General features: G+C 34.6%; 26 protein-coding genes. All 26 read left to right on the top strand.

The features are described 5' to 3' along the window. Positions 1-9 precede the first annotated feature (9 nt). The 26 genes from flgL to fliI all read left to right on the top strand — a co-directional run bounded on the left by flgL (position 10) and on the right by fliI (position 23413). Entirely contained in the window at positions 10-882 is an 873-nt protein-coding gene (gene flgL / locus BBF96_RS11285; protein WP_127017252.1) for a flagellar hook-associated protein FlgL, read from the top strand. A 10-nt stretch (positions 883-892) separates the two neighbouring features. Further along, positions 893-1450: a DUF6470 family protein gene (locus BBF96_RS11280; protein ID WP_127017251.1), complete on the top strand. Its 558-nt coding sequence runs from the start codon at positions 893-895 to the stop codon at positions 1448-1450. Between the two features lie 20 nt (positions 1451-1470). Continuing rightward, entirely contained in the window at positions 1471-1896 is a 426-nt protein-coding gene (gene fliW / locus BBF96_RS11275; RefSeq protein WP_127017250.1) for a flagellar assembly protein FliW, read from the top strand. A 20-nt stretch (positions 1897-1916) separates the two neighbouring features. After that, complete coding sequence (gene csrA, locus BBF96_RS11270; protein ID WP_127017249.1) at positions 1917-2168, top strand: carbon storage regulator CsrA; 252 nt, start codon at positions 1917-1919, stop codon at positions 2166-2168. Between the two features lie 265 nt (positions 2169-2433). Next, the gene (locus BBF96_RS11265) at positions 2434-3270 is read left to right on the top strand and encodes a flagellin N-terminal helical domain-containing protein (protein ID WP_127017248.1); all 837 of its coding nucleotides are present in this window, start codon (positions 2434-2436) and stop codon (positions 3268-3270) included. 127 nt (positions 3271-3397) lie between these two features. Further along, positions 3398-3769 carry a flagellar protein FlaG gene (locus tag BBF96_RS11260; protein ID WP_127017247.1) on the top strand — a complete coding sequence of 124 codons (372 nt, stop codon included), beginning with the start codon at positions 3398-3400 and terminating at the stop codon, positions 3767-3769. Positions 3770-3795: 26 nt separating this feature from the next. Further along, positions 3796-5640, top strand: a complete 1845-nt coding sequence (gene fliD, locus BBF96_RS11255; protein WP_127017246.1) for a flagellar filament capping protein FliD — start codon at positions 3796-3798, stop codon at positions 5638-5640. A gap of 60 nt (positions 5641-5700) precedes the next feature. Beyond that, on the top strand, positions 5701-6297 hold the full coding sequence (locus tag BBF96_RS11250; protein WP_127017245.1) for a DUF8042 domain-containing protein: 597 nt from the start codon (positions 5701-5703) through the stop codon (positions 6295-6297). 5 nt (positions 6298-6302) lie between these two features. Next, positions 6303-7631 (top strand): motility associated factor glycosyltransferase family protein, encoded by a 1329-nt coding sequence (locus BBF96_RS11245; protein ID WP_164731025.1) that lies wholly within the window; start codon positions 6303-6305, stop codon positions 7629-7631. 1 nt (position 7632) lies between these two features. Next, positions 7633-9501, top strand: a complete 1869-nt coding sequence (locus tag BBF96_RS11240) for a motility associated factor glycosyltransferase family protein (protein ID WP_127017243.1) — start codon at positions 7633-7635, stop codon at positions 9499-9501. Positions 9502-9517: 16 nt separating this feature from the next. Then, positions 9518-9913 carry a flagellar export chaperone FliS gene (gene fliS / locus BBF96_RS11235; protein WP_127017242.1) on the top strand — a complete coding sequence of 132 codons (396 nt, stop codon included), beginning with the start codon at positions 9518-9520 and terminating at the stop codon, positions 9911-9913. 23 nt (positions 9914-9936) lie between these two features. Further along, positions 9937-10353, top strand: coding sequence for a hypothetical protein (locus BBF96_RS11230; RefSeq protein ID WP_127017241.1), 417 nt, complete (start codon positions 9937-9939; stop codon positions 10351-10353). Positions 10354-10390: 37 nt separating this feature from the next. Further along, positions 10391-11377 carry an NAD-dependent 4,6-dehydratase LegB gene (locus BBF96_RS11225; RefSeq protein WP_127017240.1) on the top strand — a complete coding sequence of 329 codons (987 nt, stop codon included), beginning with the start codon at positions 10391-10393 and terminating at the stop codon, positions 11375-11377. Positions 11378-11393: 16 nt separating this feature from the next. After that, the gene (locus BBF96_RS11220) at positions 11394-12518 is read left to right on the top strand and encodes a LegC family aminotransferase (RefSeq protein ID WP_127017239.1); all 1125 of its coding nucleotides are present in this window, start codon (positions 11394-11396) and stop codon (positions 12516-12518) included. Position 12519: 1 nt separating this feature from the next. Beyond that, on the top strand, positions 12520-13215 hold the full coding sequence (locus BBF96_RS11215) for an acylneuraminate cytidylyltransferase family protein (RefSeq protein WP_127017238.1): 696 nt from the start codon (positions 12520-12522) through the stop codon (positions 13213-13215). Continuing rightward, positions 13216-14256 carry an N-acetylneuraminate synthase gene (neuB, locus tag BBF96_RS11210; RefSeq protein WP_127017237.1) on the top strand — a complete coding sequence of 347 codons (1041 nt, stop codon included), beginning with the start codon at positions 13216-13218 and terminating at the stop codon, positions 14254-14256. It abuts the gene before it with no gap. Further along, positions 14249-15430, top strand: a complete 1182-nt coding sequence (gene neuC / locus BBF96_RS11205) for a UDP-N-acetylglucosamine 2-epimerase (RefSeq protein WP_127017236.1) — start codon at positions 14249-14251, stop codon at positions 15428-15430. The genes neuB and neuC overlap by 8 nt, the downstream gene beginning before the upstream one ends. Before the next feature lie 27 nt (positions 15431-15457). Further along, the gene (locus BBF96_RS11200) at positions 15458-16102 is read left to right on the top strand and encodes an acetyltransferase (protein ID WP_164731024.1); all 645 of its coding nucleotides are present in this window, start codon (positions 15458-15460) and stop codon (positions 16100-16102) included. Between the two features lie 28 nt (positions 16103-16130). Further along, positions 16131-17219: a nucleotidyltransferase family protein gene (locus BBF96_RS11195; RefSeq protein ID WP_205665627.1), complete on the top strand. Its 1089-nt coding sequence runs from the start codon at positions 16131-16133 to the stop codon at positions 17217-17219. Between the two features lie 384 nt (positions 17220-17603). Beyond that, positions 17604-18026 carry a flagellar basal body rod protein FlgB gene (flgB, locus tag BBF96_RS11190; protein ID WP_205665626.1) on the top strand — a complete coding sequence of 141 codons (423 nt, stop codon included), beginning with the start codon at positions 17604-17606 and terminating at the stop codon, positions 18024-18026. Continuing rightward, the gene (gene flgC, locus BBF96_RS11185; protein ID WP_127017234.1) at positions 18026-18466 is read left to right on the top strand and encodes a flagellar basal body rod protein FlgC; all 441 of its coding nucleotides are present in this window, start codon (positions 18026-18028) and stop codon (positions 18464-18466) included. Before flgB ends, flgC begins: the two co-directional genes overlap by 1 nt. A 21-nt stretch (positions 18467-18487) precedes the next feature. Continuing rightward, positions 18488-18775 carry a flagellar hook-basal body complex protein FliE gene (gene fliE, locus BBF96_RS11180; RefSeq protein ID WP_127017233.1) on the top strand — a complete coding sequence of 96 codons (288 nt, stop codon included), beginning with the start codon at positions 18488-18490 and terminating at the stop codon, positions 18773-18775. 25 nt (positions 18776-18800) lie between these two features. Next, positions 18801-20354 carry a flagellar basal-body MS-ring/collar protein FliF gene (gene fliF / locus BBF96_RS11175; protein ID WP_127017232.1) on the top strand — a complete coding sequence of 518 codons (1554 nt, stop codon included), beginning with the start codon at positions 18801-18803 and terminating at the stop codon, positions 20352-20354. An 18-nt stretch (positions 20355-20372) separates the two neighbouring features. Continuing rightward, on the top strand, positions 20373-21383 hold the full coding sequence (fliG, locus tag BBF96_RS11170) for a flagellar motor switch protein FliG (RefSeq protein WP_127018247.1): 1011 nt from the start codon (positions 20373-20375) through the stop codon (positions 21381-21383). After that, positions 21376-22113 (top strand): FliH/SctL family protein, encoded by a 738-nt coding sequence (locus tag BBF96_RS11165; RefSeq protein WP_127017231.1) that lies wholly within the window; start codon positions 21376-21378, stop codon positions 22111-22113. Before fliG ends, BBF96_RS11165 begins: the two co-directional genes overlap by 8 nt. Continuing rightward, positions 22106-23413, top strand: coding sequence for a flagellar protein export ATPase FliI (gene fliI, locus BBF96_RS11160; protein ID WP_418655021.1), 1308 nt, complete (start codon positions 22106-22108; stop codon positions 23411-23413). Before BBF96_RS11165 ends, fliI begins: the two co-directional genes overlap by 8 nt.

Below are 23413 nucleotides of genomic sequence, written 5' to 3'. Positions count from 1 at the left end.
GTGGAATAAATGCGCTTGACAAATTCATTGATAGTTAATAATCTGATGAAAGATTTGAACAATAATCTTAAAAAACTGGACCGCTTAAACTATCAACTGGCAACGGGGAAAAAAATTAACACTCCTTCAGATGACCCGATAAGTGCATTGCGTAGTATGCAGTATCAGACTATTTTAAAACAGAATGAACAGTATATAGAAAATATTGATCAGGCGATGGATTGGATCGATACTTCCGAAATGGCTTTAAATGAAATGAATTCTGTTCTTCAAAGGGCTCGTGAGTTAGCTATATATGGTGCTAACGAAACTTTAGATCAATCTCAGCGTGATGCTATTCGTGAAGAAATAATTCAGTTGGCAGAACATCTGGTTCAGATAGCCAATACATCCATTGGTGGTCGATTTATTTTTTCTGGCCATAAAACTACAACCAAACCATATACTGACTATACTACACCTTATCAAGGTGATAGTGAGTATTTATCTGTTGAGATCAGTAAAAACATTGAAATTGAATATAGTGTGCCGGGGAATGTAATTTTTGATAAAGCCTTTGAAGCTTTAAGAGACATGATCAATGATTTATCGACAGGTAATACTAATAACCTTTCTTCTGTAACATTACAAAAATTGGATGATGCGATAAATAACTGTCTTTCTTTTCGTGCCAATTTGGGTTCCAAATTGAAGCGTTTAGAACTGGCCAGACATCGTTTTGAAGATGTAAATATTAAACATACACAGCTTTTATCAGAGATTGAGGATGTGGATATAGCTGAAACCATTATGAATCTTAGAATGCAGGAGAATGTCTATCGTGCTTCTCTTGCCGCTGGTGCAAGAATAATTCAGCCCTCATTGGTAGATTTTATTAAATAAGGTGAGGATTATGGATATTAAAATATATCAACAACCTGCTCTAATTGGCTTGGATATCAAACAGCCTGCAATAAAAATTAAACAAATACCATCTGAAATTCATCGCCAGAGTGGTAAGGTTAAACTGGATATTAAACAAGAATATGGCCAGGTGCAGGTAGATGGTACCCGGTGTAGGGAGAAAATTGGATTTTATGATTATGACCTATTTATGAAAAAGATAGTTAGAGAAGGGTATAAAACTGCTTTAGAAGGGATTCAGCGCCGGGTACAGGAGGGCTTTCAAATGGCTGATGTTCATGAAAATAGAGGAATTGTGGCTAAAATAACTGCCGAAAAAGCCTGGATAAAGCCAGGCCAGATTGAAGTAGGTTTTAAACCAGGGCCAGAAATTACTTACAGAGACGGTTCTTTAGCTTTTGAACCAGAAATTAAACCTGATAAATATGATGTTTCTTTTTATCAAGTTAATGTAAACCTGGATTGGGGTAAAGTTAATATGTATTTAAGACAAAAGAATTATATTGATGTTAAATGGACTGGTAATGTGTTGGATTTTGTCAGGTAAAGTAAAAGTGGAGGTAGATTATGAAAGTTAAGACAGTACGTTTTGGTGAATTGGAATATAAAGAAAAGGATGTATTAACTTTTTCAAAAGGAATAATTGGATTTTCCAGTGAGCATCAATTTATACTTTTAAGTAAAGTAATTGAGGCTCCATTTATGTGGCTTCAATCTTTAAAAACACCGGATTTAGCTTTTGTTGTTTTAGATCCCTGGATTGTATTGCCAGACTATCAGTTTGAGTTAACTGAAGAAGTGAAAAAAAGACTTAAGATTACGAGAAAAGAACAGGTGATGACTTTAGGGATTACAGTAGTATCCGATAATCCCCGAAAAATAACCATAAATTTGAGAGCACCACTTATAATAAATGTAGAAAACAGGTTAGGTGAACAAATTATTTTACCAGATGATAAATACAGTATCCGTCACCCGATATTGACTGGATAGCGGCAAAGGGGTGCATTCCATTGTTGATTTTGACGAGAAAAAAAGATGAAAGTATTTTGATTGGTGATGATATAAAAATTACTGTTGTAGATTTTCAAAAAAATCAAGTAAAACTTGGTATTGAAGCGCCGAAGGATTTGATAATTTTACGCGAAGAATTAATTAAAGAAGTTGAAAAGGAGAATCAAAAGGCAGTTCAGATTGATATGGATACACTAGGTGAGATTTCAAAAATGTTTACCAGGACATATAATAATGAAAATGAGGTATAAAATCAAGTAATTTAGAGAAAAAAGGTGTAAAATAAGTTTAATTGACTTTAATGGTCGGATTCTCTTGTTAAAAGATTATACTATAACGTCGATAATTAAAATGAAATTACTTAGATAAGTGTTTAACATCGATTACTGAATTTAAGTTTTTAAATTCAGTAATGGGTGTTAAACTATCTTACTTAGTGGAGCCGGCCGGCCACTTAGTAAGAAAGACTTTTTGGCAAGGATGCCAAATTAAAAAAATTCTAAGGAGGGGTTTTTAATGAGAATTAATCACAACATTTCTGCATTGAATGCGTGGAAGACTTTGAGAAACACTGATGTTGCAATGGGTAAGTCTTTAGAAAAATTGTCTTCCGGTCTTAGGATTAACCGTGCTGCTGATGATGCTGCAGGTCTGGCAATCTCTGAAAAAATGCGTAGTCAGATCAACGGTTTGAATCAAGCAATTCGGAACGCGCAGGATGGTATTTCTTTAATCCAGACTGCAGAAGGTGCTTTAAATGAAACCCATTCTATCCTTCAGCGGATGAGAGAATTGGCTGTACAGGCTGCTAATGATACTCTTATTACTTCTGACCGTGCAAAGATTCAAGAAGAATTAAAGGCTTTGCAAAGTGAGTTGAGTAGAATTGCAAGTACTACTGAGTTTAACACTAAGAAGCTACTTGATGGTACATTTAATGGTAGACTTCAAGTTGGTGCAAACACTGGTCAATATATAAGTATATCTATTGCTACTATGGGTGCTACAGCATTGGGCATAACTAATGGCGCAATTAACATTTCAAGTGGTATAAGTGCTACTCAACAGGTATCTAACGCAAATGCGCTTATAGGTAAGTTAGACTCAGCTATTTCCAGTGTATCTACTGAGCGTGCTAAACTTGGTGCTTATCAGAACCGTCTGGAGCATACCATTGCTAACCTGGAAACTGCTGCTGAGAACCTGACAGCAGCCGAATCCCGGATTAGAGATGTTGATATGGCTGCTGAGATGATGAACTTTACAAAACAGCAAATTCTCATGCAAGCTGGTACTGCAATGCTTGCTCAGGCTAATATGAAACCACAATCAGTATTACAACTCCTGGGTTAAGATTAAAATTCTACTTATCTCGGCCGACTGGATTTCCAGTCGGTCGAATTTCACCTATTCAGATTTGAATGGAGAAAAATTTATTTTTTCTTCATCCGAGTCTGAATAGGGTTAAGAGGTGAGAAGTATGAATGTTAAAAGTATTCAAAACAGTTCTTCCTTTACAAATTTAAAAACTGCGGAAGTAAAAAAAGATAATCAGGAAATAATGATTACAAATGATAATCAAAAACAGTTAAACTTTACTTTATTTAAAGAAAAGGATAAGGATAGTTTAAAGCAATCTCTTAATGAGATAACAAAAGGTTTGAACGAAATGGTAAAAATCTTCAATAGAAAACTTGATTTTGTCATTCACGAGGATACCAAACGTTTGTTGGTCAAGGTGATCGATACAGAAACAGATAAAGTAATTAGGGAAATACCACCTGAAGAACTTTTAGATCTGGTGGCAAGGATGAGGGAAACTTTTAGTATTTTTATCGATGTTAGGGTTTAATTGTGTTCTGAAAAGGGGGAAAGCCCATGACTTTTCGAATAGGTGGTTTGTCTTCTGGCCTTGATACTTCGGGTCTGATTGAGCAACTGATGCAAATTGAGCGCAGGCCTTTAGTACAACTTCAAAACAAGCAACATTTATTGGAGTTGAAAAAGGATTTGTTTTCTGAAATTAACTCTAGTTTGTCAACATTACAGAGCAAAGTTAAAAACCTGCTTAAAAATTTAACTTTTAACCCTGTTAAAGCTTCTTCAAATAATGAGAATGTAGTTACTATTACAACCGATGAGAATGCAATTGTGGGAACATATGAGTTAAATGTAACCAAGCTTGCTACTGCTACGTCTATTACCAGTATAAATGTTTTGAATTCAGCTGCGGATACGGCAGCTTCAGTTACAAGTTCACAAACAGTGAGTAGTTCAGGTTCCATTGACACTACAAAAAGTTTTTTAAATGCAGGTTTTAAAACTTCTATAGATAATACGCAGATTACTGTTACAATTAATGGTATTAGCTTTTCAATTGACCCGAGTACTACAACTGTTGATCAATTCATGAGTGAAGTAAACGGAAGTGATGCAGGGGTAACAATTAGTTATGATAGTACTACTGATAAGTTTACTATTCAATCTAAGGATGTTGGCTCTGATGCTCAAATTACCATTTCAGATAATGGTAAGAACTTTTTTGAAGCATTTTATATTACGGAGACAACTTATAAAGGGAGTGGAACAGCTGATCCTGATGCAAAACTTATTAATTCCCAAATCGACGGTCTTACCTCTCAAGGAGGAGTTTTTTACTTTAAAATTAATGGTTATGCTTTCAACTTTGATGAAAACACGCATAGTTTAAATGATATAATAAATACTGTAAATAATTCTGATGCGGGAGTTAATATGATCTACGATCCAGTAACAGATAAGATTATCATTTCTAATGTGGAAACGGGCAATAATTATATTCAGTTTGAAGATGTACAGGGAAATTTTCTTCAAGCAATTGGTGTGCATGATCCAAATGATCCTAATTTTGCACAAAATAATCAAATTTTAGGTCAAGAGGCTTCCTTTACTTTAAATGGTGCGTCAATGACCAGGGATTCCAATGAATTTGAGATTAATGGAGTTACCTTTAAATTACAGGGTACTGGTAGTGCGACAGTGGTTGTTGAAAAAGATATAGATGCCATCTATAATTCTATTAAGGAATTTGTTGACCAATATAATTCTACTATTGAACTTTTAAATACACGTCTCTCTGAAGAAAAGGTTGAAGATGCTACTACAGATACTGGATTAAGTAAAGGATTACTCCGTGGAGATTCTACACTTATAGGTTTACGAAGTGCATTAAGACAGATAGTTACAGAGAATGTAAGTGGCCTTACCAATACATATGATTCTCTTATGGATATTGGAATTACTACTACGAGTGATGATTTTGGTAAATCAGGTCTATTGGAGATTGATGAAACTAAATTACGTGATGCATTAGAAAAAAATCCTGATGCTGTTCAGAAGTTATTTTTTGAAGATAAAGATGGTGATGAAACAGTTGATAATGGTGAAACAGGTGTAGCAGCCAAGTTATATAATGAGATTCAACAGTATATCAGTACTTCGACTACTACTTATAATGGACGTTCTTATAAAGTGGGAATCATACCTATGCGAATAGATTCTCTGGCTCAAGAAATTGATAGGTATGATGATCAAATTGAAACTTTTGAAGAGAGGTTAGAACTAGTAGAAGCACGTTATTGGCGGCAATTTACCGCTTTGGAGCAAGCTTTGTCTCAACTTTATAACCAGGGAAATTGGTTAAGTAGTCAATTAAGCACATTACCATCTTATAAAAATGGATGATTTTTAAAATCATCCATTTTTTTCCTTAAATATTATTAAAAAATTACTGGAGGCGGAAAAATGAAAGTATTTGTAAATGGCGAATTATATAAAGCAATTCGATCAATTGAGATGTTGCATGAAGTTTTAGAAGACTTGCGTATTGAATGTAAAAAAGAAAATAAAATATTACAGTTGAAGATAGACGGTAAGTATGTAAATGAAATTTTACCTGGTCAAACAGAAGAAGATATTGATTTAATAGAAATTGAGATCAGGTCTCCTGTAGAATTGGTAATTGAAGGTTTGATTGAGGGTATAAATTATCTTCCCAGGTTGTTAGAAGGCTTAAATGAATCTTCCCTTTCTTTTCGTGAAGGAAAGCAGAATAAAGGGATTAAACTATTTGAACAGAGTATTGATGGACTAAATTGGGTTAATCACATCCTGGTAGGATTGGATGTATATATTTTATCAATGGATCAATTTCAAAAGAATAGTGGGAATTACCATGAGGATAAGGCAGGATTTGAGCAAATCATTAAAGAATTAATGACCGCATGGGAGAATGAAGATTATGTTTTAATTAGTGACCTAATTGAATATGAATTGATTCCAAACTTAGAGAAATGGAATCAACATTTTATGCAAATTTTAGACCAATTAGCAGGAGTGTAATAGTAATGGGAGAGTTTTTTTTAATTGAAACTCGAGAGGGAACTCCTTCACTTGGTTATAGAGAAAATGAGCGGGAGATTCGTCTTCATAGTATTTATGCACCGTTACGTGAAGCAGCTAAATTTATTCATTCGCGTAAAAAGGAGATCGATAAAGCCAAAGCAATATTGGTATATGGTCTGGGAATGGGTTATCACTTAAAAGAATTAGAAAAATATTTAACTCCAAATAAAAAAGTATATGTTCTGGAGATGAATCCTAAAATTTTGAAATATACTAAACAAGTATTTTCAATCTCTGAATACAAAAAAAGAGGTTTTATTTTTTTGGTTTCCGATAACTTAAATAAGGTTAAATCTTTTATCTCAAATCTTATAACTGAATATAATAAAGATGAATTTCTTTTGTTAATTCATCAACCTTCTTTAAAAATAATTCCTGAAAATTGTTTACCTATCAGGCATTTATTAGAAGATTGGGAAATCAAAAGGGAAACTTTTGATCGCTATAGTGAGGTCATGGAAAAGAATTTTGAGGAGAATATCTTAAGAATCAAAGATTATTATTTTATTGAACCCTTTAAAAATAAATTTAAAGATATACCAATTGTGATCGTATCTGCAGGTCCATCTTTAAAATACAACAAACATCACTTACTAGAATTGAAAGGTAAAGCTTTAATTTTTGCTGTAGGAAGTGTAGTTAAACTTCTTGTAAAGATGGGGCTTATACCTGATTGTATGGTTATTACTGATCCCCATCTAAGTGTATGTAGGCAAATAGAAAATCTTGATCTTGAAATTCCGCTTTTTTTCTTTCCGACTATTCAACCTCAGATTGTCCAAAATTACAAGGGGCCTAAAGTTGTTTTATTTCAAAAGGGATTTGAAAAAAGTGAAAATCTGGCCCGTAAATGTTCTTTTACATTGATAGAGACAGGTGGATCGGTAGCGACCACTGCTTTGGAGTTGGCTATTTATTTTGGAGGGAATCCAATTATTTTTGTAGGCCAGGATTTAGCTTACACCGAAGGAAAATCTCATGTTGAGGGTAGTACTTCCTACCAATTCAAACCCAGGTTGAATAGTCGTTGGGTGAAAGGTATAAATGGAGAGTTGATATCAACTGGCAAGAATTTGTCAATATACTTAAAATGGATAGAAAATAAGATTTTTCAAAATCCACATATACAATTTATTGATGCAACTGAAGGTGGAGCTTATATTGAGGGAACACAGATTCTGTCTTTAGAGCAGGTAAAAAATGAATTAGATACACATATTCAAATAGATTCCCTATTACAAGAAGCATTGAAAAAGGAAATGGGGGCTTAAAATGAATTTTTTGGAAAAAAATTTGAATCTTTTAAAGGACTTTGATAAAAGATTATATGAACGGGTTTGTGAATGGCTATCTAAAGAAGATATAGGAAGTAAATTTTCTGTGGTCAAAAGTCGTAATGGTGAACCGACTTTGCAATTTATGGATGGAGATAAAATAAAATTTTTGACCAGTGCATATAATCCTACCCAGGAAGGTAAAAGATGGGCAGAAAAAGTTGAAGAACAGAAATCTTATATTGTCTTTGGTTTTGCATTAGGTTATCATTTATTTGAGTTGAGTAAAAAGAAAGATGTTCAACGCATTCTTGTTATTGAACCTAATAAAGAAATTTTCTGTTTAGCTCTTAAGAATCGAGATTTGGAATGGTTATTTACTAATCCAATTTTTATGTTATCAATTGCTGAAGAGAAAAAAGTAATTGAAACTCAAATTACTATCATCATCCAAAATTATTATGATAACTTTACTTTTGTTTCTTTTAACATTTATAGTACAAATTTTGCAAAAGAATGTGCTGATCTCGAGAAAATTCTTAATGAACTTATTGGATTTTATATTCTTAGAGTCAATACATATACTATATTTGGTAAACAATGGACCGATAATTTTTTTAAAAACTTATATTTTGCAATAACCAATCCAGGTATTAAAGGGTTATTTGATAGATTTAAAGATGTACCAATAATTATTATATCAGCAGGTCCATCTTTGAATAAAAATATTCATCTGCTAAAGGAGTTAAAAGGGAAGGCTGTATTATTATGTGTAGGAACAGCATATAAAGCGTTGAAACGACATGGAATTAAGCCTGATGCAATTACTTCTTTCGATGGATCGGCAATGAATTATGAAATATTTAGGGGCTTAGATGTTCAGGATATACCACTTATTTTTGATCCTGTTATTTATCCTGATATACTAAAAGATTATAAAGGCCCTCTTATTACTGCAAATGTTAGTAATATGTTTTTAAGCTGGTTTGAAAAACAGATGGATATATCTATAGGAAATATTTTGGTTGGAGCTTCTATTGCTAATGTAACTTTTGATATTGCACGTAAACTTGGTGGAAATCCAATTATCTTTGTTGGTCAGGATTTAGCCTATACAGATGGTCGTAGTCATGCACAGGGAACTATATATGAAAAAAGACGTATTGAAGCTAAAGGAGATATTAGCGAAGTCTATGTAGAGGATATTTATGGTAGACAAGTTTTAAGCAGTAGAAGTTTTTTAGTTTTTCTACGCTGGTTTGAAAATCAGATTGCTAAAACGAAAGATCGATTGATAATAGATGCTACTGAGGGAGGAGCAAAAATTCGCGGTACACAAATTATGCCCCTTGCTGAAGTTATAGAAAAATACTGTCAGAAGGAATATCCAATTACCGAAACAATTCAGGAGTTTTTAGAAACTCAAAAACCGTGTGAAGAGGAGATGGTAAATAAAGCTCTAAGGGCTTTAAAAAATCTCAAAGAAGAATTATTGCAGTTTAACCAGAAGGCAAAAAAAGGTTTGAAATTTGTTGACAAGTTACAGGAATTATTCAGATGTCCAGAAACAAATCAAAAAAGAATTCAACAGATTCTCTGTCGGTTAGATGAGATAGATAAAGATATTGTTAAATTTGAGAATGGAAAAGTATTTTTGCAAATTATTTTTCAACCATTGGTTTTACCCATTTTAAATGGGCCAGAATTTAAAGGCAAACCGGGGGAGACTCAAGAAGAGGTAAATACCCGGATTATACGTTCTAATCGAAAACTTTATGATGCTTTAAATGAAATTTCAAAAATTGTACTAGAAATGGTTGAAAAAACAGAAAAAACTTTTTCTGAGAAGATAAGCCAGGTTTCTTAAGGAGGGAAAAGATGAAATGTTGAATAATCCTTATCAAGCATATCAAAAGACCCAGATAGAGACTGCAAGTCAGGGTAAATTAATTCTTATGTTATTTGATGGAGCTATTAAATTTTGCAAGACTGCCTTACAGGGTTTAGAGGAAAAAGATTATGAAAAGGTTAATACTAATATTACCAAAGCCCAGGCAATAATTAATGAACTGATGATTACTTTAGACCGGGAATCAGGAGGAGAAATTGCTCAGAATTTATACCTTCTTTATGATTATATGTTTCGTAGATTAATTACTGCGAATATAAAGAAAAGCAGTGAGATGATCAATGAAGTTTTAAATATGTTAGTTGATTTTCGTCAGACCTGGGAAGAAGTAATTAAACTGGCTAGAAAAGAAAATTATAGGACTGATTAATATTTTCTAGAGAGGGATAAAAAATGAATTTATCTCTGTGTAAATCTTATTTAGAACAAAAACTGGCTCTTTGTGAAAAGCTTTTAAAGATTACTGATGATATTTACAATATGTTGGACAGTGATGATTTAAGGGATTTAGAAGAAAAAATGGGATTTCGTACAAAATTGATTGCAGAAATTAATTATCTTGATTCGATCTATTTGTCTAAATGTGATCTGACTAAGGCTATGTCTACTGAGCATGGAGATGATATCATCCGACTCCGGGAGATTTTTACCACAATTCAAGAAATAGATGAAAAGATAAAAGATAAAATTTCTTCTTTAAAAGAATATCTATCTAAAGAATATAGTCTAGTTAAAAAGGCACGAAAAATCCAATCTGCTTATGACGGTAATGAAGGTAGGCAAGGTTTCTTTTTAAATAGACAGAGGTAAGAAGAAATTCAGACAGTAAAATTGGGGGTAAAGTTAAATGCTACTAAAAAACAAAAAAGTTCTCGTTACCGGCGCAGCCGGTTTTATTGGATCACATTTGACTGAAAGATTAGTTGAGTTAGGAAGCAGGGTTAAAGCGTTTGTTAGATACAACTCTAAGAATAATTGGGGTTGGTTAGAAACATCGCCAGTTAAAGATCAAATAGAGGTCTATCAAGGTGATGTTAGAGACTTTGATGCAGTATATAATGCAATGCTGGATGTAGATGTGGTATTTCATTTAGCAGCTTTAATTGGAATACCCTACTCATATGTATCACCTCTGGCATATATTAAAACAAATGTTGAAGGTACATATAATGTACTCCAGGCTGCAAGACAGCTTAATATTGAGAAAGTAGTCATTACATCTACAAGTGAAACCTATGGTACTGCCCAATATGTTCCCATTGATGAGAAACATCCATTAGTTGGCCAATCTCCATATTCAGCAAGCAAAATTGCAGCAGACCAACTGGCTATCAGTTATTTTCGCAGCTTTAGTCTTCCAGTTACTATAGCCAGGCCATTTAATACGTATGGTCCAAGGCAATCTGCAAGGGCAATTATTCCAACGGTTATAACACAAATTCTGGCAGGTCAAAAGAAGATTAAGTTGGGAAATCTGTATCCCACAAGAGATTTTAATTATGTAAAAGATACAGTTGAGGGATTTATTAAGATTGCTGAAAGTGATAATACTTTAGGTGAAGTGATTAACATTGGCTCAAATTATGAAATCAGTATGCAAAAAACAGTCGATTTAATTATTGAATTGATTGGAGAAGAAGTTGAAATTATTTCGGATAAACAACGAATTAGACCTGAAAAGAGTGAAGTAGAACGGCTATGGTGTGATAATACAAAAATTTTGAAATTAACAGATTGGAGACCCAGATATAATATTCGCGAAGGATTACTCGAAACTATTAATTGGTTTAAAGATAATCTAAAATTTTACAAACCCGAAATCTATAATATTTAAAGGTAGGTATAAAATTATGCGGATACCTCTCTGTGAACCATATATAAAAGGTAATGAGTGGAAATATATTAAGGATTGTCTTGATACCAACTGGGTTTCTTCGGTAGGTACGTATGTAAATAAGTTTGAAGAATTAGTAAGTGATTATATTGGTGTAAATTATGGTGTGGCAACGGTAAATGGAACAGCGGCCATACATACAGCTTTAATGGTATTAGGGGTAGGGCCAGGTGATAAAGTTTTGGTACCTTCCTTAACTTTTATTGCATCTGTGAATCCTATTTGTTATTGTGGTGCAGAACCTGTATTTATTGATTCTGAAGTTAATACTTTCAATATAGATCCTGAAAAAACAATAGATAAAATCGAGCAGATGGTTAAGAAAGGTAATAAACCGAAAGCAGTAATTGTGGTTCATTTGTATGGTCATCCCGCCGATATTGATCCAATAGCTGAAGTTTGTAAAAAGTATGACATAAAATTGATAGAAGATGCCACTGAAGCTTTAGGATCTAAATATAAAGGTAGAATGGTAGGCTCATTAGGTGATATTGCCTGTTTTTCTTTCAATGGTAACAAATTAATTACCACCGGTGGAGGTGGAATGCTAGTTACCAACAATAAGAAGTGGGCTGATCATGCGCGCTATTTGATACAACAGGCGAAAGATGATCCGGAAAACTTTATTCATAACAATATTGGATATAATTATAGATTAACTAATATACAGGCTGCTCTGGGTGTAGCTCAATTTGAGAATATAGAAGAATTTATCGAAAGCAAAAGAACTACTGCTATGACTTATAATAAATTATTAAGCAAGATTCCGGGGATTACAGTCAATCCAGAGATGGAATGGGCATATAACTGTTTTTGGTTATATTCGATTTTAATTGATGAAAAAGAATTTGGAATCAATTCTAAAACTTTGTTAGAAAAACTTAATTTAAGAGGGGTTATGGCCAGACCCTTTTTTAAGCCACTCCATCACATGCCAATGTTTAGAAAATATGATGCAGATATTCATGTGGCAGATTGGCTTTGGGAACGAGGTCTGAATCTTCCGTGTTCTGTTGGAATTACGTTAGAAGAGATACAACAGGTTGTAGATACTATTTGTGAAATTAGGGAGGAAAAATGATATGTCAGCAAATTTTCTGGCCCTTATTTTAGCACGCGGAGGATCTAAAGGAATTCCTAAGAAAAATATAAAAATACTAAATGGTAAGCCATTACTGGCATACACCATCGAAGAGGCTAAAAAATCCAAATTTATAGATCGGGTTGTTTTATCAACAGAAAGTGAGGAGATTGCTGAGGTTGGAAAAAGATATGGTGCTGAAGTTCCTTTTATGAGACCTAAAGAGCTGGCAACTGATGAAGCTTCCAGTATTGATGCTATTATTCATGCTTTAAATTGGCTTAAGATGAATGAGGATTATTGGCCTAAATTCACTGTCTTATTACAACCAACTTCACCTTTAAGAACTGTTAAAGATATCGATGGAGCAATAGAGAAACTATTAGAGCATAATGCCGAATCTTTAGTAAGTTTATGCGAAGTAGATAAGCATCCATTTTGGTTAAAGAAGATTATAGATAACCGGGTAGTTCCTTATACAGAGGAGGGACAGCATATTACACGTCGCCAGGACTTACCTAAAGTTTACAGCTTAAATGGAGCAATTTTTATAGCAGAAAGTATCCTACTGGTAAAGGAACGTTCTTTTTATGTAGGTAGGACAATTCCTTATATTATGCCAAAAGAGAGGTCTGTTGATATTGATAACATCATAGATTGGCATCTTGCAGAAATTTTAATGAAGGAGAGGGACTAGATGGTAAAAAATTATTTTACTGATCTCTCTTCCGTTTTTATTATAGCTGAAGCGGGAGTTAACCATAATGGTGATATTAATATTGCTAAGAAATTAATTGATGTTGCTGCTGAAGCGGGTGTAGATGCAATTAAATTTCAGACTTTCAAAACTGAAAAACTTGTCTCTCAAGGTGCACCGAAGGCGGATTATCAACTGAAAACTACTAAAAAATCAGAGAGTCAATATCAAATGATTAAGAAATTGGAATTGGATAAAACATCTCATGTAGAATTGATGAATTATTGTAAAGAAAAAAAAATTATGTTTTTGTCCAGCCCTTTTGATTTTGAAAGCTGTGATTTATTAGATGAATTAGATATACCATTTTTTAAAGTTCCTTCAGGAGAGATAACCAATCTGCCTTTTTTAAAATATATTGCTGAAAAGCAAAAACCTATAATATTATCTACGGGGATGGCAAATATAGCTGAAATATATGAGGCTTTAGAAACAATTTATTCTACGGGGAATAGAGATGTAGTGGTGCTTCATTGTGTAACTGAGTATCCAGCTCCAATTGAAGAAGTGAATTTAAGTGCTATGTTAACTATAAGGGATGCCTTTAAAGTTCCCGTTGGATATTCAGATCATACTTTAGGTTTAGAAATACCAATAGCAGCAGTAGCTTTGGGTGCAAAGGTTATTGAAAAACATTTTACTTTAGATAAATCTATGGAGGGCCCTGATCATAAGGCTTCTTTAGAACCTGATGAATTAAAATTATTAGTTCAAAGTATTAGAAATGTAGAAAAAGCATTAGGGGATGGTATCAAAAGACCTGCTAAATCTGAAATAAAAAATCTTCCCGTTGCGAGAAAAAGTATTGTTGCTGCCAGGGATATTAAAAAAGGACAGGTATTAAGTAGAGACTTGTTAGAGATTAAAAGACCGGGAGATGGTATTGAACCAAAATTTATAGACAAAATTTTAGGTTTTAAAGTTAACCGGTATATAAGACGTGACGAAGTATTGAAATGGGAGGATTTAAAAAGTGAGTAAAAGAAAAATTTGTGTGGTTACGGGAACAAGGGCGGATTATGGTCATCTATACTGGCTAATGAAAGAAATTCAAAATGATCATAATTTAGAACTTCAAATTCTTGTTACCGGAATGCATTTATCTCCCGAATTTGGTCTTACTTATAGGCAGATTGAGAAAGATGGTTTTAAAATAACAAAAAAAGTGGAAATGTTAATGTCTTCAGATACTGAAGTTGGTATTTCTAAATCTATTGGATTAGGGTGTATTAGTTTTTCTGAAGCATTTAAAGATATAAAGCCAGATATTATTGTTGTTTTGGGAGACCGGTATGAAATTCTGGCTGCTTCAATAGCAGCCATGGTTGCTCAAATTCCCATAGCCCATATTCATGGTGGAGAATTGACCGAAGGAGTTATAGATAATCAGATTCGCCACGCGATTACAAAATTAGCTTCAATTCATTTTCCGGTTACCGAAGAGTATGCTAGACGGGTTATTCAAATGGGGGAAAGACCGGAAACAGTTTTTAATCATGGTGCACCAGGATTAGATAATATTTATAGACTCAAATTACTATCAAAGGAGCAATTGGAAGAAACTTTAAATTTTAAATTCGAAGATACTACGGCTATTTTTACTTATAATCCTGTTACTTTGGAGCCTAATACAACAGAAGAACAGATTCAAACCATTTTAGATGTTCTTGAAAAATTTGATTTTAAAATTATTTTTACTAAAGCTAATTCCGATACTTATGGGCGGATAATTAACGAAAAAATTGAGCAATTTGTAGATAAAAATAGTAATCGGGCTATATTTGTTAGTAACTTAGGACAGTTGAGATACTTATCTGTATTGAAATATGCTGACATCATGATAGGCAATTCGTCAAGTGGAATCATAGAAGGTCCGAGTTTTAAAATTCCAGTTGTAAATATTGGTGATCGACAGAAGGGAAGAATCAGAGCTGAAAATGTAATAGATGTTGGATGTAGTCATGATGAGATTATGAGAGGAATTATGAAAGGGTTATCGCGAGAATTCAAGGATAAAATTAGCAATTGTAAAAATCCGTATGATATAGAGGGTGCAGGTAATATATCTTATAGAATAAAAGAAACGCTTAAAAAAATTGACTTAAACCAAAATTTAATAAAAAAACATTTTTTCGATTTAAAATTTAAAATATAAAAGTATTTTTTTAGGGCGGTGATAGGGTTGGAAAAAGTAATTTTTATTGGAGCTGGAGATCATTGCAAAAACATACTGTCATTTTTTCGATTTAATAAAAATTTTAATATATATGGTATCACTGACCCTAATAGTAAAGTAGATCAAATTTTTAATATACCAATTCTTGGATCAGATGAATTATTAGAAAGCCTTTATAAAGAGAAAAAGGTTAAGTATGCTTTTGTTACTGTCGGGGGTACAGGAGATAATAAATTACGGGCTATTTTGTTCGAAAAAGCAAAAAAGATTGGGTTTGATTTTATTAATATATATCATCCGAATTCTATTGTAAGCCAGGATTTAAAGGTTGGGGTTGGAAACCTTTTTATGGCCGGAAGTATTATTAATAGTAATGTATCTATTGGTGATAACAATATAATTAATACAGGGGCCATTATTGAACACGATGTTCGAATTGGTAACCATACACATATTGCACCTGGTGTAACTCTTGGTGGTGGTGTTGAGGTTGGAGATTTAAGTCATATTGGAATTGGTGCAACTGTTATACAGGGAGTTAAAATTGGTACAAATTCTATTGTTGGGGCAGGAGCAGTTGTTTTAAAAGATGTAGCTGATAACAGTGTGGTTGTCGGTGTTCCTGCAAAGTTACTTAAGTTAAAAGATTGATAGAAAATAGTATGTGAGGTGGCTAAAGTTGAAAAAAAGCCTTAAAGATATATTAGTTTCTCCAGACACTACCATTAAAGAGACAATGGCAGTTATTGATAAAGGTGTAAGGCAGATTGCGTTAGTTGTTGATTCAAATTGTCGTTTATTGGGAACTGTTACTGACGGTGATATTAGAAGAGCTATTCTGAGAGGAATTGATCTTGATAGTCCAGTTAAAGAGGCTATGAATAATAATTTTAAAAGTTTACCAATAGATACCGATAGAAGAGAAATTGAAATATTTCTAAAACTTTCCGAAATCAACCAAATTCCACTCGTAGATGAGGATGGAGTGGTACATGATCTGGTAACTTTAAATGATTTTATCAAAAAGAAAAAGTTAGAAAACTATATTGTGCTTATGGTTGGTGGTTTAGGAACTAGATTATATCCACTAACCCGGGATATACCCAAACCTTTACTCAAAGTTGGTGGCAGACCAATATTAGAGACAATTATAAGACAATTTCGTTCGTATGGTTTTTATAAATTTATTTTATGTGTAAATTATAAAGCTGATCAGATCATAAATTACTTTGGTGATGGTAAAAAATTTGATGTGAATATTGAATATGTTAGAGAAACGAAAAGACTTGGAACTGCTGGCGCTTTAAGTTTGATTGATAAAAAATTTAGTAAACCATTGATAGTGATGAATGGTGATTTACTTACAAAATTAAATTTTAAAAAAATGATTGACTATCATATTGAAGGTAATTATCTGGTGACAATTGGTTCCACTGAGTATGAATTTACAGTTCCCTATGGTGTATTAAATGTTAATGGTCAGATAGTTGAAGATATTGTTGAAAAACCTCGCCAGTCATTTTTTATTAATGCTGGCTTATATGTTTTAAGTCCACAGGTAATTAGACAAATTCCTTATAATACTTTTTTTGATATGACCGATTTAATTAAGAAGATTTTAAACCAAAACGGAAAAGTTGGATGTTTTCCAATCCGGGAGTTTTGGCTGGATATTGGACAACCTGCAGATTATCAAAAGGCAAATGAAGAATATTGGAACTATTTTTTAGATGAAGAAATTGCAGCTGCTGATGAATTTGGGGAATAATTATTTATCTAGGAATTATTACTAAAGATTAAAACTATGATTCTGGAAGATTTAGCAGGAATTCAGCTGGAAAGATTGAATTATTAAAAGATAGATAGGTATTATACTCAATTCTATTTCATCTGTATTTTGTACGAATAATATGTGAAGATGTAGAAAGAGAAGATAGTGCTAATGTTTAGTTTTTGTTGTAATTTGACAAATAGGTCTTAAGAATTATTAAGAAGTTCAACCCAGTTAAAATGCCAGTTAAAATGAAGGAAATCAGTTTATCATGTAGAATATACAATTTACATAAATATTATTGCTGAACATTAGGTTAAAAATGTCGATTTATGTAGATTTTGAGACCTATTTCCTTATGGAATAAAAGGGGGGAGAGCTGTGTGGCATAAACTGGACAAAACCCTTCAGATCCTGGCAAAGGGAATGGATGGAGCTGCACTGCGACAAAAGATATTAGCAAATAATGTTGCCAATGTAGATACTCCCAATTTTAAAAGACAGGATATAAATTTTTACGCACAATTAAAAGCAATGATGAAAGAAAGTAGTCCTGGAGGTTTTTTACCTCTGGCGAGGACAAATATAAAGCATTTAGAGGGACGCCCAGGATCTAATGCAAAAGGTGGATTTAAGGTTATTCAAACAACAGGTCGGGTTCGAGAAGATGGAAATAATGTGAATATAGATGTTGAGATGGCAAAAATTGCAGAAAATAATATCTATTATTCGACTCTGGCATCTTTAGTAGCCAGAAAGTATAAGCTTTTAGAGCGTGTCATCACCAAGGGAGGTGAACGTTAATGTCTTTATTTGATTCCTTTAACATCAGTGCATCAGGGTTAACTGCTCAAAGATTGAGGATGGATATTATTTCTAATAATATTGCAAATGTGAATACTACCCGTACTCCTGAAGGCGGTCCTTATAAAAGACAGATGCCTGTATTTGCTGAGCGTAAGCCAAAGTTTGTTCTTCCAAAAGCTTCTGATGATATTCGAAGCAGGATTGGTCAAGGAGTTAAGGTTGTGGGAATTAAAAAGGACACCTCTCCTCCGAAATTAGTTTATAATCCGGAACATCCAGATGCCAATGAAGATGGTTATGTAGCTATGCCCAATATAGATCTGGTTTCAGAGATGGTGGATATGATTGAAGCGACCCGGGCTTATGAGGCTAATGTAACTGCTTTAAATTCTACAAAGAATATGGCTATGAAAGCATTAGAGATTGGCCGTGGTTAATAATTGAAGGAGGTTTAAGTAATGAAAATTGAAAATTTACAATCCCCTTCTTTTGAAAGGAATGTAGAAAAAACTATAAAGAGTGGAGAAACGGGATTTGCAGATTTACTTAAAAAAGCGATTAATGAGGTAAATCAGTTACAAAAAAGAGCTGATTTGATGGCTGAGAAGTTTGCTGTTGGGGAGATTGATAACATACATAATGTTACGATTGCTTCTGAACAGGCTAAACTAGCTTTAGAGTTAACTCTGGCCGTTAGGAATAAAGTTGTTGAAGCGTATAAGGAAATTATGAGAATGCAGTTTTAAAGGTTAAGGGAAGGTTGGAGTTTATATGGAATGGTTAAAACAACTTATAGATCAGTTCCTGAATTTGTGGAAAAAACTTGATATACAGAAACGACTTTTACTTGGGACTGTAATCTTTGCCGTTATTCTTGGTCTTATTTTTTTGGTCAATTGGGCCGGGAAACCCCAATATGATGTATTATATAGTAATTTAAACGAAAAAGAAGCAAGTAGTATTACAAACTGGTTGAAAGAAAAGGGGATTTTGTATAAACTGGAAGCTGGGGGTTCCAGGATTCTTGTCCCCCGGGATAAAAAATATGATATCCGGCTTGAACTGGCCGGGGAAGGTTTATCTCCCCGGGGTGGGTCTGTTGGTTTTGAGATTTTTGATCAACCCAGATTTGGTATGACGGATAAAGAACGGAGAATTCAATATATTAGAGCAATCGCCGGTGAGATGGAACGTTCGATAGAACTTATAGATGGGGTAGAATATGCAAAAGTAAAAATTTCCCTTCCAGAACCAAGTCTATTTGTCGAAGAAGAGAAGCCTGCTACAGCTTCTGTAATATTAAAGATTTCTCCTGGTGTTAGACTTTCTCAGAAAAATATTATTGCAATTACCCATCTTTTGGCGGGGGGCGTAGAAGGACTTACTCCTGATAATGTTACTGTAGTTGATACTCTGGGCAATATTTATACCCAGACTTTTCAATCAGAGGATGAATTTGATCAAATTACATCAAATCAACTTCAGATCCAGAAAAATATTGAAGAAAAGATTAGACGAAATCTGGAATATTTATTAGGGAAACTCTATGGCCCAAATAATATAGCTGTGGCAGTAACAGCAGAGATTAACTTCGATAAAAAAGAGATTTATGATATTATCTATTCACCTGTAGTTGGTGATGAAGGAATTGTACGAAGTAGTCAAACTTATGAGGAAGAGTATCAAGGAAACGGTACTTATCCGGTAGGAGTACCTGGTAGTGAGTCTAATATTCCGCAATATCAGGGAACTGATGCAACCAATAATTCGAATTATAGTAAAGAAGAGTCTACTATTAATTATGAATTGAATGAGCGTCGGGTGCAGCAACTTGTTGCAAACAATGTTATAAAGAAACTTAGTGTTTCTGTTGTGATAAATAGAGAAATAGATCAAACCGAAGAGGAAAGAATTCAGAATCTTGTTGGAGCAGCAATTGGTTATGATGAGACCCGTGGTGACAAACTGACGGTACTTGGGATGCCTTTTGATAATAGCCTGGAAAAGGAACTTATGGAAGCGGTAAAACTCCGCCAGGCATCCGAAACCCGTCAAATGGTTATTTATGGAGTGGCTGGACTGATTGGATTTATCGTTTTATGGATAATTATTCGTCGCACTAGGAAGAATGCTGCTCAACAGAGTGGAAGGGTTAATGTGTTAATTGGAGATGAAGCAGAGAAGGAAATGGCGGCTACCCTGACGCATGAATTAACTCCTGAAGAAAAAGCCAGACAGGAGATTCGTAAAGAAATAGCTGATTTAATCTCCAAACGACCCGAAGATGTAGCACAACTTTTAAAGACCTGGTTGATGGAGGATTAGTAGAGGTAGGTGAAGTGTATGCATAATCGGGAAAAACTGTCAGGAAGAAAAAAAGCCGCAATACTTATTATGTCTTTGGGTCCGGAGCTTGCGGGCCAAATTTTTAAACATCTTTCTGATGAAGATATAGAACAATTGACCCTTGAAATTGCTAATTTGAATAAGGTTTCTCCTGAAATAAAAGATGAAGTACTGAATGAGTTTCATCAAATGGCTTTGGCCCAGAATTATATTAGTCGCGGTGGAATAGTATATGCCCGGGAACTTTTAGAAAAGGCGTTGGGTCCACAAAAGGCAGTAGCTATAATTAATCGTTTAACTGCTTCATTACAAGTGAGGCCTTTTGATGCCATACGCAAAGCAGATCCTTCTCAGCTTCTAAACTTTATTCAAGGTGAACATCCTCAAACTATTGCTTTGATTATCGCATATTTAAAGCCCAATCAGGCTGCAGCTGTTTTATCCGGTTTAAAACCCGAATTACAGGCTGATGTGGCCAAAAGGGTGGCGACAATGGACAGAACCTCACCAGAGGTTATCAAAGAAGTAGAGCGTATTCTGGAAAAGAAAATGTCCACATTGGTGGTTAATGAATATGCTTCTGCTGGAGGAATTGAATCGATTGTTAATATCTTGAATTTGGTTGATCGCGGAACTGAAAAGACGATTATGGATGAATTGGATGAAACTGATCCTGAATTGGCAGAAGAGATTAGAAAACGGATGTTTGTATTTGAAGATATTGTGCTTCTGGATTCCAGAGCAATTCAGCATGTACTCCGTATTGTTGATATGAAAGATGTAGCTTTAGCTTTAAAGACTGCCAGTGAAGAAGTGAAAAATGTTATTTTCAGCAACCTTTCTAAGCGTGCTGCTCAGATGTTAAAAGAGGATATCGAATTTATGGGACCAGTTCGTTTGCGTGAAGTAGAAGAAGCCCAACAGAGAATTGTTAATGAAATCAGGCGTTTAGAAGAGGCGGGTGAAATTGTAATCGCACGCGGTGGAGAAGGTGATATTGTTGTCTAAGATTATTAAAGCTGAGTGGATTCGTCAAGAAGATAAATTGCGCCAGCTCTTTGTTGAAAAAACTGAAAAAAAAGAGGATATAGACTCTAAAGAACCGGAAATTCTTAAATTGAAAGAAGAGGCTGAAAAAGAAGCCGCTTTAATTATTGAACAGGCCAGAAAGGAAGCAGAAAAGCTCCTTTCCCAGAGTGAAGCCGAGATACAGGAAATGATGGAAACAGGTTATAATGAAGGTTATAAACAGGGTGTTGAAGAGGGCTATCGGGCTGGGATGGAGCAGATTCTTAATGAAATGGGTAAATTAATTCAGAATTTGCAAAAAGAAATAGAACGTACGCAAATGATTATGGAAAGTAAAGTTCAGGGTTTAAGTTCCCGTTTAATCAGACTTAGTATCCAGATTGCTGAGCGAATTATCCGGCGTCAGGTTGAATTAAATCCTGAAATTATTATTGAACAGGTAGAAAGTATTTTAAAAGATATGATGAGGGTTAAGAGTCTGGTCATTCGTGTTAATCCTTCACAGTTTGAGATTGTTAAGGGTGCTCAAGATAGGTTTTTAGCTTTGACTCATGGAATTGATGAGATTGAATTTGTAATCGACCATTCTCTAAAACCGGGAGACTGTATAATTGAAACCGATTCAGGTGGAGTAGACGCTTCAATTGAGACTCAATTGGAGATGATTACGTCTTTGCTCCTTGAAGGGAGCGGGGATGAAGATGCTTGATTTTGATCGGTTAGAGCAAAAATTATCCAGAGCCAACCCGGTATTACGATTTGGTAAGATTACCCGGGTTATTGGATTGATTATAGAATCACAGGGGCCTGATGTAAGTCTTGGGGAAGTTTGCTATATTCAGAACAAAGATGGTCGTAAACTCACCCAGGCTGAAGTTGTTGGTTTTAAAGAAAACCGTGTCCTTTTGATGCCTTTTGGTGAGATGACCGGGATTAATCCCAACTGTCGAGTTATTCCGACTGGGAAAAGTCTTAAAATTAAAGTTGGCCCTGAACTATTAGGACAGGTACTTGATGGATTGGGAAATCCCATTATGGAAGATAAATTAGACTTGAATTTGGAATATCCTGTTCAGAGCCCACCTCCCAACCCTTTGACCAGGAGAAGAATTGATGAACCGATTACTCTGGGGATTCGGGCCATCGATGGCCTTCTTACCTGTGGTAAAGGCCAGCGTATTGGTATTTTTGCTGGAAGCGGTGTGGGGAAAAGTACCCTTTTGGGGATGATTGCCCGTAATACCAATGCTGATGTCAATGTCATAGGACTTATTGGGGAGCGGGGGCGTGAGGTTCGTGAGTTTTTAGAGAGGGATTTGGGCCCTCAAGGGTTGGCCAGATCAGTTGTAGTTGTAGCAACTTCAGATCAACCAGCCTTAATCAGGATGAAAGGAGCCCTTGTTACCACTGCCATTGCCGAATATTTTCGGGATCAGGGTAAGGATGTTTTATTGATGATGGATTCAGTAACCCGGATTGCAACTGCTTTAAGGGAAGTAGGTCTTGCAGTCGGTGAACCGCCTGCAACCCGGGGTTATACCCCTTCTGTATTTGCTACTCTACCCAAACTTCTTGAACGAACAGGAAATAATGAACGCGGAACCTGTACAGCTTTATATACAGTTTTGGTGGAAGGAGATGATTTTAACGAACCGGTAACTGATACTGTGCGCGGTATTCTGGATGGTCATATCCTTCTATCAAGGGAACTGGCGGCACGACATCATTATCCAGCTATCGATATTCTTGGGAGTGTTAGCCGGGTTATGCCTAATATCGTCGATAAAGATCATCTGGCTGCTGCAGGCCGGTTAAAGAAATTAATGGCTGCTTATAGGGAGGCAGAGGATTTGATCAATATCGGGGCTTATCAGAAGGGAAGTAATCCTGATGTTGATGAAGCTCTTCGTAAACTGGATAGGATCAATCAATTTTTGACACAAGGATTAACAGAACAATCTAGTTTTGAGGAGACCAAATCTATGTTAATGGATCTGGTATTCAGTTAA

It is taken from the genome of Anoxybacter fermentans, assembly GCF_003991135.1.
Classification (GTDB): Bacteria; Bacillota; Halanaerobiia; order DY22613; family DY22613; genus Anoxybacter; species Anoxybacter fermentans.
This window is presented reverse-complemented; position numbering and strand designations above follow the sequence as displayed.

What these genes read in the sequence shown, in the direction of transcription:
- flgL (WP_127017252.1), top strand. Translation starts at nt 10, where the DNA reads ATGCGCTTGACAAATTCATTGATAGTTAATAATCTGATGAAAGATTTG.
- BBF96_RS11280 (WP_127017251.1), top strand. Translation starts at nt 893, where the DNA reads ATGGATATTAAAATATATCAACAACCTGCTCTAATTGGCTTGGATATC.
- fliW (WP_127017250.1), top strand. Translation starts at nt 1,471, where the DNA reads ATGAAAGTTAAGACAGTACGTTTTGGTGAATTGGAATATAAAGAAAAG.
- BBF96_RS11265 (WP_127017248.1), top strand. Translation starts at nt 2,434, where the DNA reads ATGAGAATTAATCACAACATTTCTGCATTGAATGCGTGGAAGACTTTG.
- BBF96_RS11260 (WP_127017247.1), top strand. Translation starts at nt 3,398, where the DNA reads ATGAATGTTAAAAGTATTCAAAACAGTTCTTCCTTTACAAATTTAAAA.
- fliD (WP_127017246.1), top strand. Translation starts at nt 3,796, where the DNA reads ATGACTTTTCGAATAGGTGGTTTGTCTTCTGGCCTTGATACTTCGGGT.
- BBF96_RS11250 (WP_127017245.1), top strand. Translation starts at nt 5,701, where the DNA reads ATGAAAGTATTTGTAAATGGCGAATTATATAAAGCAATTCGATCAATT.
- BBF96_RS11245 (WP_164731025.1), top strand. Translation starts at nt 6,303, where the DNA reads ATGGGAGAGTTTTTTTTAATTGAAACTCGAGAGGGAACTCCTTCACTT.
- BBF96_RS11240 (WP_127017243.1), top strand. Translation starts at nt 7,633, where the DNA reads ATGAATTTTTTGGAAAAAAATTTGAATCTTTTAAAGGACTTTGATAAA.
- fliS (WP_127017242.1), top strand. Translation starts at nt 9,518, where the DNA reads ATGTTGAATAATCCTTATCAAGCATATCAAAAGACCCAGATAGAGACT.
- BBF96_RS11230 (WP_127017241.1), top strand. Translation starts at nt 9,937, where the DNA reads ATGAATTTATCTCTGTGTAAATCTTATTTAGAACAAAAACTGGCTCTT.
- BBF96_RS11225 (WP_127017240.1), top strand. Translation starts at nt 10,391, where the DNA reads ATGCTACTAAAAAACAAAAAAGTTCTCGTTACCGGCGCAGCCGGTTTT.
- BBF96_RS11220 (WP_127017239.1), top strand. Translation starts at nt 11,394, where the DNA reads ATGCGGATACCTCTCTGTGAACCATATATAAAAGGTAATGAGTGGAAA.
- BBF96_RS11215 (WP_127017238.1), top strand. Translation starts at nt 12,520, where the DNA reads ATGTCAGCAAATTTTCTGGCCCTTATTTTAGCACGCGGAGGATCTAAA.
- neuB (WP_127017237.1), top strand. Translation starts at nt 13,216, where the DNA reads ATGGTAAAAAATTATTTTACTGATCTCTCTTCCGTTTTTATTATAGCT.
- flgC (WP_127017234.1), top strand. Translation starts at nt 18,026, where the DNA reads ATGTCTTTATTTGATTCCTTTAACATCAGTGCATCAGGGTTAACTGCT.
- fliE (WP_127017233.1), top strand. Translation starts at nt 18,488, where the DNA reads ATGAAAATTGAAAATTTACAATCCCCTTCTTTTGAAAGGAATGTAGAA.
- fliF (WP_127017232.1), top strand. Translation starts at nt 18,801, where the DNA reads ATGGAATGGTTAAAACAACTTATAGATCAGTTCCTGAATTTGTGGAAA.
- fliG (WP_127018247.1), top strand. Translation starts at nt 20,373, where the DNA reads ATGCATAATCGGGAAAAACTGTCAGGAAGAAAAAAAGCCGCAATACTT.
- fliI (WP_418655021.1), top strand. Translation starts at nt 22,106, where the DNA reads ATGCTTGATTTTGATCGGTTAGAGCAAAAATTATCCAGAGCCAACCCG.